This window comes from Enterococcus sp. AZ194, from assembly GCF_051713825.1.
Lineage (GTDB): Bacteria > Bacillota > Bacilli > Lactobacillales > Enterococcaceae > Enterococcus_K.
The window spans coordinates 938,813-950,741 of record NZ_JBIOQR010000001.1; the positions used below are offsets into that span (position 1 = coordinate 938,813).

Sequence of the window (11,929 nt, forward strand, 5' to 3'; positions counted from 1 at the left end):
AAAGTAAACGTTATTTTTTTCATAATTAAATAAGAATGTTGTGAAAATCGAAAAGAAAACGGTCTTTTTTTCAGAAAAATGACTTTTTTTCAAAAATGGGTGTTTTATTAAAAAAATTGGTGTGCTATATTGGAAGTAATCGATAAAAAAGAGGGGAGCTGATTAATTGAAATTAATGTGGCATTACACGATGCGATATAAGAAATTGCTATTTCTTGATTTTATCTGTGTGTTCGGTTTTATTTTAATTGAATTAGGGTTGCCAACAATTTTGGCAAAAATGATCGATTTAGGCATAGGCAAAAATGACTTTGACTATGTGAAGCAACAAGGGATTCTGATGATTGTGATTACTGCAATTGGAATTATTATGAATATTTTGTTAGGCTTTTTTTCTGCGCGGATTACAACAAATATAGTGGCAGATATCCGCGATGACTTATTTGAAAAGGTTCAAACGTATTCTCACACGGAGTATGAAACGATTGGTGTTTCCTCGTTGATTACAAGAACGACCAATGATGCGTATCAAATCATGTTATTTATGCAAAATATCTTGCGGACTGGTTTTATGACGCCAATGATGTTTTTCGTAAGTTTGTACATGGTTATGCGAACAAGTGTCAGTCTGGGCTGGTATGTGTTAGGAGCGTTACCGCTATTACTTTTAGCAGTTGTGGCGATTGCGCGTGTTTCAGAGCCTTTATCAAACAAACAACAAAAGAATCTTGATAGTATCAATAGTATTCTTCGCGAAAACCTTTCAGGATTGCGTGTGATTCGCGCCTTTGTTAATGAAAAGTTTGAAGAAGAACGATTTGAAAAAGTGAATGAAGATTACACGGATAGCTCAAAACGTTTATTCCGTTTGATGGCTGTAGCGCAGCCAGGCTTTTTCTTCCTATTCAATATTGTGATGGTCTTAATTATTTGGAGTGGCTCATTACAGATTGAAGCAGGTAGCCTACAAGTGGGAGATTTGATTGCGTTTATTGAATACATCTTCCATGCGTTATTCTCGTTTATGTTATTTGCAAGTATCTTTATGATGTACCCACGTGCCGCTGTTTCTGCTCGCCGGATTCAAGAAGCTTTGGATGCAAAACCATCGATTGTTGAAGATGAGACGGGGATTACAGAAACAGATACGAAAGGGTATATTGAGTTCAAAAACGTGACCTTTGCTTACCCTGGACATTCAGAAAGTCCGGTCATTCGTAACGTCAGTTTTACGGCAGGCCCAGGTGAAACGGTTGCCTTTATAGGGAGCACCGGAAGCGGTAAATCAACATTGATTCAATTGATTCCGCGTTTTTACGACGTCAGTGACGGAGAAATTCTGATAGATGGTGAAAACGTTCAGAATTATAAGCTGAGTGCTTTGCGTCAAAAAATTGGCTTCATTCCTCAAAAAGCCTTGCTATTTACTGGAACGATTGCTGAAAACTTACGTTATGGAAAAAAAGATGCAACCAAAGAGGAAATGGAACGTGCTGCAGATATTGCGCAAGCAGCAGAGTTTATTTCGCAAAAACCAGATGGCTATGACGAACACCTTTCAGAAGGTGGGGCAAACTTTTCTGGTGGGCAAAAGCAGCGATTAGCGATTGCTCGAGCGATCATTCGTGAGCCAGAAATATATATTTTTGATGATAGTTTTTCTGCTTTGGATTATCGAACGGATGCGAATTTACGTGCTCGTTTGAAAAAAGAAACAACTGAATCAACTGTTTTGATTGTTGCCCAACGTGTGGGAACAATTATGCATGCGGACAAAATCATCGTTCTTAATGAAGGTGATGTGGTCGGTATGGGAACGCATAAAGAATTACTTGAGAATTGCCCAATCTATTATGATATTGCGGCGTCTCAATTGTCAGAGGAGGAATTGTCATGAAAAACACATTCTCTTCGCTAAAGCGTCTAGGCCAATATATTAAACCATATAGAGTTTCTTTTATTTTAGTGATTCTATTTACCGTTTTAACGGTGGCATTTAATGCTGCTATGCCGTATGTTACGGGATTACCGACAACAGAAATTGCTAAAAATATCGCGAACAAAGAAGCCGTCAACTTTGATTATATTATCATGTGTTTGGTTTGGATTACGATTGTTGGGGTTGGCTACTCAGTGGCTCAGCTGCTATCGGGTGTTTTGATGGCCAATGTGGTACAACATGCGATGAAAGATTTGCGTCGAGATATCGAAGAAAAAATCAATCGTTTGCCTGTTTCTTACTTTGATAAAAACCAACAAGGGAACATTTTATCACGCGTAACCAACGACGTGGATGCGGTCAGCGGCGCGATGCAACAGGCCTTTATCGGAATCGTCAATGCTATTTTAGGAATCGTTATGGCAGTTGCGATGATGTTTTATATCCATTCATTAATGGCTGTGATTTCATTAATTATGATTCCATTGTCGATTTATATTTCGAAAAAAATTGTCCAAGCTTCTCAAAAATATTTCCAAGGCATGCAAAATTCTTTGGGTGATTTGAATGGGTATGTGCAAGAAAATATGACAGGATTCAGTGTATTAAAGGTTTATGGTCGTGAAAAAGAAACATTAGAAGGTTTTAAAGACGTGAACCATAAGTTGAGATATTTTGGCTTCAGATCAGCCTTTATCTCTGGATTAATGATGCCACTTGTTCAACTGACAGCGTATGCGACTTATATTGGAATGGCTGTCATGGGAAGTTTTTATGTGATTTCAGGTGTTATTGTTGTGGGGCAGTTACAAGCGTTTATCCAGTATATTTGGCAAATTAGTCAACCAATGGGAAATATCACTCAACTTTCTTCTGTTTTGCAAAGTGCTTCAGCTGCGACAACACGGGTTTTCGAAATCCTTGATGAACCAGAAGAAGTTCAAAATGAAGTCAATGTTCCGATTCCTGAAACGTTAGAGGGACATGTTAAATTTGACCATGTTTCTTTTGCCTATGATCCAAAAAAACCGTTGATTCAAGATTTGAATTTTGAAGTTAAAGCGGGTCAAACGGTAGCGATTGTGGGGCCAACTGGTGCTGGGAAAACGACTCTAATCAATCTTTTGATGCGTTTTTATGACGTTAATGAAGGGGCAATTCGAGTCGACGGCATTGATACCAAAAAAATGGACCGAAGTGAGGTTCGTTCAATCTTTGGGATGGTTTTACAGGATGCTTGGTTATACGAAGGAACGATTGCTGATAATATCCGTTTTGGTCATTTAAAAGCAACAGATTATGAAGTGGTTGATGCGGCAAAAACAGCCAATGTGGATCATTTCATTCGGACGATGCCAGATGGATATGAGATGGAAATTAACTCTGAGGGAGACAATATTTCCTTAGGGCAAAAACAACTCTTAACAATCGCCCGTGCGGTAATCTCAGATCCGAAAATTCTTATTCTGGATGAAGCGACGAGTTCTGTTGATACGCGTCTTGAAGCGTTAATTCAAAAAGCGATGGACCGAGTGATGAAGGGACGTACAAGCTTTGTTATTGCCCATCGTCTATCAACTATTCGCGATGCAGACTTGATTCTTGTGATGAATCAAGGAGAAATTATTGAAAAAGGAACGCACGAAAGCTTGTTAGCTGAAGGTGGTTTCTATGAAAAACTGTACAACAGCCAATTCGCCGAAGATGGTGATTACGAATAACCGCTATTCGTAAAGGAAGTTAGACAAGTTAGTCAAACCGATAAAACATAAAATCGAAGTGGGTGTCTTTAGGCCTTGCTTCGATTTTTTGGTATACTTACATGTGTGGAAGGTAATTCAGGTAGGGACAACTGACGCTGTTTAGGGCAGGCTGAAAATGGAAGGGAGTTATTCGCATCTATCCCAACCTTTGATAGACGGTGGTTATAGAAGCAACTCCTACAAAATAAGTTAAAATTCTCAAAAAATTGAAGAGACATTTTTAGATAATTTCCTCTTATTTTTACGAAGTTATTCGCATCTATCCCAACCTTTGATAGACGGTGGTTATAGAAGCAACTCCTACAAAATAAGTTAAAATTCTCAAAAAATTGAAGAGATATTTTTAGATAATTTCCTCTTATTTTTACGGAGCTATTCGCATCTATCCCAACCTTTAATAGAAAGGACACAAAATGATGAGACGATTTATTGCAGCAAGTGCAGATGTTTATGGGGATGTACAACTAGGAGAAGATTCAACGGTTTGGTTTCAGGCAGTTTTAAGAGGCGACGCAGAGAAAATTGTGGTAGGCGCGCGAACCAATATTCAAGATGGAACCATTGTTCATGTCGATCATGGCGCGCCAACGATTATCGGAAATGACGTAACTGTTGGGCATCAATGTATGATTCATGGTTGTCAGATTCAAGATGGTGCCTTGATTGGCATGGGGACAACCATCTTAAATCGAGCAGTAATTGGTGAGAACTCATTGATTGGTGCGGGTTCTTTAGTGACAGAAGGTAAAGTGATTCCGCCCAATGTCTTGGCATTTGGTCGACCTGCCAAGGTGATTCGTCCCTTAACGCAAGAGGAAATTCAAAAGAACAAAGAGAATATCCGTCATTATGTCGAAAAGGGTCAACAGTTTCAAGAAGGAAAGTATCGTAGAGTTAGGGAATAGATGAGTGAATTTTTTATCAAAATTTTCATAACCTATCATAGGTGACTCGGCGAAAAATATTGAGTTGTTTCTGTATCCACTTTAACAAAGGACATATGTTTTGGCACAAAAAAATAACCCAGATACAAATCAGGTTGATTAGCATCTGGGTTATCTCGGTTTAGTGCTTAACACGTATTTTTTAGCTTAATGATGCACTGTTTTCCATTACTTGGTCGATTAAGCCGTATTCTTTGGCTTGTTCTGCAGTCATGAAGTTATCGCGATCTGTATCTTTTTCGATGACTTCTAATGGTTGACCTGTGCGTTCTGATAAGATTTTATTTAAGCGGTCACGTGTTTGTAAGATGTGACGAGCAGCAATTTCAATCTCAGTTGCTTGGCCTTGAGCGCCTCCTAGTGGTTGGTGAATCATGATTTCAGCATTTGGTAAAGCAAAACGTTTGCCTTTTGTTCCTGCTGTTAACAAGAAACTTCCCATTGAAGCAGCCATTCCCATAACGATAGTTTGAACATCTGCTTTGACAAAGTTCATTGTGTCATAGATAGCCATACCAGCCGTTACGCTTCCGCCAGGTGAGTTGATATATAAATAGATGTCTTTCTCAGAATCTTGTGCATCTAAGAAAAGCAATTGAGCGATGATTGAGTTCGCTAAATCGTCTGTTACTTGTCCGCTTAACATGATGATGCGGTCTTTTAGTAAACGAGAGTAAATGTCATACGCGCGCTCTCCTCGAGATGATTGTTCGATAACTGTAGGGATTAAATTCATAAAATAGTTCCTCCTTAAATTCTTTCAGGAATAGTTTACCATAGTTTTTTACTATCTAAAAAGTAGTATACACATAAGGTCAAAAAAGGTCAAATAGAAAGTTTTCATTCAATCTACTACTCATGGAAAAGGGAAATGTGGTACTATATGAAATGAGAGAAAAATCGGGGGGAATCCTATGTTAAGTGTTGCTTTGGCAGGTCTAGTGGGTGTCTTAGTTGGGGCGGGAATTGTTAGCTTCGCTTTTTATCTACAACTGAGATATCAAGAGAAAAAAGAATTACGTCGCCGAAATCTAGAAAATCGGGTTCGAGAGATTGAGGTTTTAAATGAGCTAAATAAAAAAGTGAATGAAATTTTACAAAAAAGAAATGTTTTGCTCGAAAAATATGTCAGTTTTGATGCTTTTGATGATTGTTATATAACAATAGATGATTTTGTTTATTTACAAACGTATACCTCACAAAATAATTTTTATTTACCAAATTATATTCTTGAACAGTTTTTCAAGAATATTTCTCACCGAAAAGTTGTTCTTTCGCCTGAAGAAACGGTTAAGATTGGCGGGTATACCTATAAAGGTGGACGTGTGATTCTGGAAAATTTCTCTGAGGAGTTAATTGAAATGATTGAAGAGAAAAAGATTCAAATTAAACAACTGACCAATGATGCGGTGAATTTCATTTAAAAGGTTTGAAGATAACTACGTGTGGAATTTACGAGAATCAATAAAAAGAGTGAAACGAAAATAATTATGCTTTCGTTTGACTCTTTTCGTTTTTTAGCGGAAAATCTGCTCATTTTTTCTAGTCAGTGTTACAATAGAAGAGTTGGGAGTGAAGAGTAGATGACTGTAATTATGGCTCATAGAGGAAGTAGTGGTACTCGCCCAGAAAATACGTTACCTGCGTTTTCTGAAGCAGTTCGTGCCGAAGCGGATGGCATCGAGTTGGACGTTCATTTAACCAAAGATGGCGCATTAGTGGTCATGCATGACGAGGAAGTCAATCGAACAACGGATGGAAAAGGTGCTATTCGTGAGATGACTCTGGCAGAAATCAAACAGTTGAATGCAGGTTCTTGGTTTTCAAAAGAGTATGCGGCAGCTAAAGTGCCCACGTTAAAAGAAGTGCTTAATCTACTCGTTCAAAAAAATTTTCGAGGCTTTTTAAATATAGAGATTAAAACAGATAAATGCCCATACCCAGGGATTGAGGAAAAGGTTTCTAAATTAATGATGAGTCAAGTCTGGCCGTTTACACATTGGTATAGTAGTTTTAATCTGAAATCCTTAGAAATTATGCATCAGCTCGAACCGAAGACGCAACTGGATTATATTATGGGGGCTGCTGAGTCAAAGGTCAAACGAGCAATTGAGTGCTCCTTTATAGAAGGGATTCATCCAAAAATTGACTGGGTTCGTGAAGTGGGAGAAGCGGTTCAAACATTTCCAAAAGCAGTTCGACCATGGACAATCAATGAAAGTGAAACAATGCTTGCCTGTTTTGAACAAAAATTGACAGGGATCATTACAGATTTTCCAGAAAAAGCGGTTCGTTTGAAACGAAGTCTGAAAAAATAGGAGAGTTATGGATAAAATAATTGTAATTGTTGGTCCGACAGCTGTCGGGAAAACAAGTCTTAGTATCGATTTAGCGACAAAATTTAATGGCGAAGTGATTAGCGGAGACTCCATGCAGGTTTATCGTCACTTGGATATCGGCACGGCAAAGGTGAGACAAGTTGAGATGGCGGGGATTTCTCATCATTTACTTGATATTCGTGAGATGACGGAATCTTTTTCTGTTGCCGAATTTCAAAAAGAAGCGCGTCTAGCTATCGAAAAAATTCAGCGTCAAGGGAAACTGCCAATTGTTGCAGGTGGAACGGGTCTTTATGTTCAAGCGCTTATTTATGATTACAAATTAGGAGCGGCGGAACAAAAGGCGTCAGATGCACCCAATCCTCTTCGAGAAACTTATGAACAGTACGCTCTAGAAAATGGCAATGAAGCGTTATGGAAAAAACTGGCGGCGGTCGATAGTCTAGCGGCTGAAAAAATTCATTTTAACAATCGGCGTAAGGTGATTCGGGCGCTGGAGGTTTTTGAACAGACAGGTAAAAGTATAGTAGAGCCTGAAGAAGTACCTGAGAAATTGTATGACGCATATATCATTGGTTTAGATACGGATAGAGCAGTCTTGTATCAGAGAATCAACGCGCGAGTAGATAAAATGATGACAGAGGGATTGATTGAAGAGGCCAAAGAAGTTGCCAAATACCCTGAGACGCAAGCGGCGAAAGGGATTGGTTATAAAGAGTTATTTGGTTATCTTTCAGAAAAAGAATCTCTAGACTCTGCGGTAGAGACAATCAAACAAAATTCGCGACGCTATGCAAAACGTCAGTTAACGTGGTTTCGAAACAGAATGACGGTCGACTGGTTTGATGTTGTTGGAGACCCTCAAGCAGTCAAACAAATTGAAAAAAAAGTTGGAAAATGGTTGCGTGAGGGGTGAAGGTTCAATGAAAAAGCCACAAGAGAGAGTCATAATTGTCGGTGTTGAGACAGAAGAAAATACGAAAAATTTTCTAGAGTCGATGGAAGAATTAAAGAGTTTGACCAATACAGCGAATGGAGAAGTGGTCTTTTCTCTGACGCAAAAAAGAAAACAAGTCGATCGTCAGACGTTGATTGGAAAAGGCAAGCTAGAGGAATTAGCGCAGTTCGCTGATGCCTATGAAGCAGAGTTGATTATTTTTAACCATGAACTTTCTCCACGTCAAAGCCAATTAATTAATGAAGCGGTTGGTCTTGCAGTGATTGACCGCGTCCAGCTGATTCTGGATATTTTTGCGATGCGTGCCCGTTCGAAAGAGGGCAAGCTTCAGGTTGAGTTAGCTCAATTAAACTACTTATTGCCACGACTGGTTGGACAAGGGAAATCCATGTCACGATTGGGTGGTGGGATTGGGACACGTGGACCTGGGGAAACAAAACTAGAAACAGATAGACGGCATATCCGGAATAAAATCACTGTCATAAAAAGAGAACTGAAAGAAGTTGCAGCTCACAGAGAAAGAAATCGGCAGAAAAGGCAACAAGCAGATGTGTTTCAAATTGGTTTGATTGGCTACACAAATGCGGGCAAGTCGACGATTTTAAACCTATTAACGAATGTGGAGACCTATGCCCGCGATCAGTTATTTGCGACATTGGATCCTTTGACCAAAAAGTGGCGTCTACCAGAGGGGCTTGAGGTAACTTTGACAGATACAGTTGGGTTTATTCAAGATTTACCGACGCAACTGATTGATGCGTTTCATTCGACCTTGGAAGAAAGTCAAGGAATGAACCTTCTTTTGCATGTTGTTGATGCGAGCGCTGAAAATAGGATTCAACAAGAGATGACCGTCAGTAAGTTAATTGAAGAGTTGTCGCTAGGTAATGTACCGATTTTGACAGTCTATAATAAAGCAGATCAGATTGATGGAAATCAATTTACACCGACTTTGTTTCCCAATGTACTGACAAGCGCCAAAAACCAAGAAGGCAAAGAAAAGCTGATTAAAGCGATTCGTTTGCAATTGATGGAGTTAATGGAGCCGTATACGATTGAGATTCCTAGTAGTCAAGGTCAAGAGCTAAATGAAATCAAACGACAAACCTTTGTCTTTTCTGAAGAGTACATCGAAGCATTAGATGTATACGCCTTAAAAGGTTTTGCGCTGAAAAACTCACGATGGTTGTATAAAACATCAGAAATGCCCGAATTAGACGAATGGGAGTAACAACCTATCCTAGTGATATGAGTGAACAGATTAGAAGAATTTTCTAAAGCTAGCTCACTGAATAAGTCAAACAAACTCTTGTTTACTTATTCAGTGAGCTAGCTCTTTTTGGATAAATGTAAGGTAGAGCGTCCGTTTATTTTCTGCAAAATTATAGATTTTCCGTATAATGCTAGACTTAGGAACTGTCATAAATGAAAGGAATTATACCAAAAAAGAAATGAACGATTACACTGATATGAATTTGGTATTAACTTCAATCGAGGAGTATGTCTTGAATTATAATTGGTTTCTGACGGATGTTGAATGTAATCATTATCCGAATCCTATCTTAGAAGCGGATAGTGATGTTTGGCTGAGTGGTGATGAATTACTCAAGCTAGTGAGAGAGGATGACATTCAATTCATTTGGGGTGTTTTTTCAGCATTTTCAAAGGAAATTACGTATGAAGAAGTGAGTGGTTATGATTTATATCCAGATGCTCAGATTTATGATGGGATTTGGCGTTTGCCACTAAAAATTCAATAGCCACTTGCTGACGCTGAAATTGTTGCCGTGGATAGTTCTTTACTTCTTTTGATAAGTAAGCAGAATGAGATTGTCGATAAATTCAAAAAAAACTTTACATTAAGTGAAGATTTAGAGGCGTATCTTATCAAAAAAAGAAATAAATAATATAGTGTGATCTATATCTAAAAGGTCTACTTTATTTGTTATGCCGAGTGTGAAAATAGGCTATTTCCGAACATTCGGATTAGAATGGTATAGTCAGATGAAAACTTTTTTCGTTTCATGTCAGAAAACCTTACATACGGGGTTGACAGACTTTTTTTGAACTGCTATTCTTACACTAACTTAAGTAATTAGGTTGGCGCAACAAGCTTTGTTTGAACAATGATTGGGAGAGGAGAAAAACATGCGAGAAAAAGAACTGCGACGCTCTATGTCTGTATTTCCAATAGGTACAGTGATGAAACTAACTGATTTATCAGCCCGACAAATTCGGTATTATGAAGAGCAGGATTTGATTCATCCCGAACGTAGTGAAGGAAATCGTCGAATGTACTCTCTCAACGATATTGATACATTGTTAGAAATCAAAGACTACTTATCAGATGGTCTGAACATGGCGGGAATTAAACGTGTTTATGAGATGAAACGAACAGAAGAAAAGGCAGCAAGGAAAAAGAATCAACCGTTAACAGATGGTGATGTGCGTCGTATTTTACACGATGAGATGTTAGCGCAAGGTGGATTCGGTCAACAACATCCATTTCAATCGGGGAATACTCGTTTTTAGTGTGAACGGATTGTGGAATATAAATAAGTAAATAAATGAAGTGTGAGGAAGGGAATTAATTATGGCAAAAAAGGCGAAGACAGTAGAAGAGATAAGACAAATCGCAGATGAAGAGAACGTTCGATTTTTACGTTTGATGTTTACCGACATCATGGGAACAATTAAAAATGTTGAAGTACCAGTTAGTCAATTAGACAAAGTATTGGACAATAAAATGATGTTTGATGGTTCTTCGATTGAAGGATTTGTACGTATTGAAGAGAGTGATATGTACTTATACCCAGATTTATCTACTTGGATGATTTTTCCATGGGAAAGCGATCATGGAAAAGTTGCACGCTTAATTTGCGATATCTATAATCCAGATGGGACGCCATTTGCTGGAGATCCTCGTGGAAACTTAAAACGCGCATTAAATGATATGAAAAAATTGGGCTTTTCATCATTCAACTTAGGTCCAGAGCCAGAATTTTTCTTGTTTAAATTAGATGAAGATGGCGAAATCACACTTGATTTAAATGACCGTGGCGGATATTTTGATTTTGCACCAACTGATTTGGGTGAAAATTGCCGTCGTGATATTGTTTTAGAATTAGAAAGTCTTGGATTTGAAGTCGAAGCTTCTCACCATGAAGTTGCTCCAGGCCAACATGAGATTGATTTTAAATATGCAGATGTAGTGGATGCTTGTGATAATATTCAAACATTCAAGCTTGTTGTAAAAACAATTGCTAGAAAGCATGGTTTGCACGCGACATTTATGCCAAAACCTTTATTTGGGATTAATGGTTCAGGTATGCATTGTAATATGTCATTATTCACAGAGGAAGGAAATGCCTTTTATGATGAAGATGGCGAAATGGAATTGAGCAAAACAGCGTATCATTTCCTTGGCGGTTTATTAAAACATGCACGTTCTTACACAGCAGTTTGTAACCCAACTGTTAACTCATACAAACGTTTGGTTCCAGGTTATGAAGCACCTGTTTATGTGGCATGGAGTGGTCACAACCGTTCGCCGTTAGTACGTGTCCCAGAATCTCGTGGATTATCGACACGACTAGAGTTACGTTCAGTCGATCCTTCTGCTAATCCATATTTGGCGATGGCTGTATTATTACAAGCTGGTTTGGATGGCATTCGTAATGAATTAACACCGCCACCAGCTGTGGATCGCAACATCTATGTGATGAATGAAGAAGAACGAGAAGCAGCTCAAATTCAAGATCTTCCATCAACTATTCACAATGCTATTAAAGAGTTACGTAAAGACCCAGTGATGATTGATGCATTAGGTCAACATATCTACTCAAACTTTGTCGAAGCAAAACGTATGGAATGGGCAGCCTTCCGTCAAACTGTTTCTGAATGGGAAAGAGAACAATATTTAGAGCTGTATTAATCAGCTATTTGAACCGCCACACAGCAATGCTTGTGGCGGTTTTTTAACTGCA

11 protein-coding genes are annotated in these 11,929 nt (G+C 38.5%); 10 read left to right on the top strand and 1 reads right to left on the bottom strand.

Features of this window, described 5'->3' with window-relative positions:
* Positions 1–166: 166 nt before the first annotated feature.
* The 3 genes from IGI37_RS04455 (at position 167) to IGI37_RS04465 (ending at position 4,607) form a co-directional block, all read left to right on the top strand.
* Positions 167–1,897 carry an ABC transporter ATP-binding protein gene (locus IGI37_RS04455; RefSeq protein ID WP_438760234.1) on the top strand — a complete coding sequence of 577 codons (1,731 nt, stop codon included), beginning with the start codon at positions 167–169 and terminating at the stop codon, positions 1,895–1,897.
* Positions 1,894–3,660 (top strand): multidrug efflux ABC transporter subunit EfrB, encoded by a 1,767-nt coding sequence (gene efrB, locus IGI37_RS04460; RefSeq protein ID WP_438760235.1) that lies wholly within the window; start codon positions 1,894–1,896, stop codon positions 3,658–3,660. The genes IGI37_RS04455 and efrB overlap by 4 nt, the downstream gene beginning before the upstream one ends.
* Before the next feature lie 458 nt (positions 3,661–4,118).
* Complete coding sequence (locus IGI37_RS04465) at positions 4,119–4,607, top strand: gamma carbonic anhydrase family protein (RefSeq protein WP_438763579.1); 489 nt, start codon at positions 4,119–4,121, stop codon at positions 4,605–4,607.
* A gap of 181 nt (positions 4,608–4,788) precedes the next feature.
* Here IGI37_RS04465 and clpP read toward each other — a convergent pair whose 3' ends face one another.
* Complete coding sequence (gene clpP, locus IGI37_RS04470; protein ID WP_438760236.1) at positions 4,789–5,382, bottom strand: ATP-dependent Clp endopeptidase proteolytic subunit ClpP; 594 nt, start codon at positions 5,380–5,382, stop codon at positions 4,789–4,791.
* Positions 5,383–5,560: 178 nt separating this feature from the next.
* Between clpP and IGI37_RS04475 the strand changes: the two genes are divergently transcribed.
* The 7 genes from IGI37_RS04475 (at position 5,561) to glnA (ending at position 11,877) form a co-directional block, all read left to right on the top strand.
* Positions 5,561–6,070, top strand: a complete 510-nt coding sequence (locus IGI37_RS04475; protein ID WP_438760237.1) for a hypothetical protein — start codon at positions 5,561–5,563, stop codon at positions 6,068–6,070.
* Between the two features lie 159 nt (positions 6,071–6,229).
* Positions 6,230–6,964: a glycerophosphodiester phosphodiesterase gene (locus tag IGI37_RS04480; RefSeq protein ID WP_438760238.1), complete on the top strand. Its 735-nt coding sequence runs from the start codon at positions 6,230–6,232 to the stop codon at positions 6,962–6,964.
* A gap of 7 nt (positions 6,965–6,971) precedes the next feature.
* The gene (miaA, locus tag IGI37_RS04485) at positions 6,972–7,901 is read left to right on the top strand and encodes a tRNA (adenosine(37)-N6)-dimethylallyltransferase MiaA (RefSeq protein WP_438760239.1); all 930 of its coding nucleotides are present in this window, start codon (positions 6,972–6,974) and stop codon (positions 7,899–7,901) included.
* Between the two features lie 7 nt (positions 7,902–7,908).
* Complete coding sequence (hflX, locus tag IGI37_RS04490; RefSeq protein ID WP_438760240.1) at positions 7,909–9,174, top strand: GTPase HflX; 1,266 nt, start codon at positions 7,909–7,911, stop codon at positions 9,172–9,174.
* A 274-nt stretch (positions 9,175–9,448) separates the two neighbouring features.
* Positions 9,449–9,703: a hypothetical protein gene (locus IGI37_RS04495; protein WP_438760241.1), complete on the top strand. Its 255-nt coding sequence runs from the start codon at positions 9,449–9,451 to the stop codon at positions 9,701–9,703.
* Between the two features lie 388 nt (positions 9,704–10,091).
* Positions 10,092–10,475 (top strand): MerR family transcriptional regulator, encoded by a 384-nt coding sequence (locus IGI37_RS04500; protein WP_438760242.1) that lies wholly within the window; start codon positions 10,092–10,094, stop codon positions 10,473–10,475.
* Positions 10,476–10,536: 61 nt separating this feature from the next.
* The gene (glnA, locus tag IGI37_RS04505; protein ID WP_438760243.1) at positions 10,537–11,877 is read left to right on the top strand and encodes a type I glutamate--ammonia ligase; all 1,341 of its coding nucleotides are present in this window, start codon (positions 10,537–10,539) and stop codon (positions 11,875–11,877) included.
* The last annotated feature ends 52 nt before the right edge of the window (positions 11,878–11,929 follow it).

Bases quoted from the DNA above. Each gene is read 5' to 3' on its own strand.
- efrB (WP_438760235.1), top strand. From the start codon at position 1,894: ATGAAAAACACATTCTCTTCGCTAAAGCGTCTAGGCCAATATATTAAA.
- IGI37_RS04465 (WP_438763579.1), top strand. From the start codon at position 4,119: ATGAGACGATTTATTGCAGCAAGTGCAGATGTTTATGGGGATGTACAA.
- clpP (WP_438760236.1), bottom strand. From the start codon at position 5,382: ATGAATTTAATCCCTACAGTTATCGAACAATCATCTCGAGGAGAGCGC.
- IGI37_RS04475 (WP_438760237.1), top strand. From the start codon at position 5,561: ATGTTAAGTGTTGCTTTGGCAGGTCTAGTGGGTGTCTTAGTTGGGGCG.
- IGI37_RS04480 (WP_438760238.1), top strand. From the start codon at position 6,230: ATGACTGTAATTATGGCTCATAGAGGAAGTAGTGGTACTCGCCCAGAA.
- miaA (WP_438760239.1), top strand. From the start codon at position 6,972: ATGGATAAAATAATTGTAATTGTTGGTCCGACAGCTGTCGGGAAAACA.
- hflX (WP_438760240.1), top strand. From the start codon at position 7,909: ATGAAAAAGCCACAAGAGAGAGTCATAATTGTCGGTGTTGAGACAGAA.
- IGI37_RS04500 (WP_438760242.1), top strand. From the start codon at position 10,092: ATGCGAGAAAAAGAACTGCGACGCTCTATGTCTGTATTTCCAATAGGT.
- glnA (WP_438760243.1), top strand. From the start codon at position 10,537: ATGGCAAAAAAGGCGAAGACAGTAGAAGAGATAAGACAAATCGCAGAT.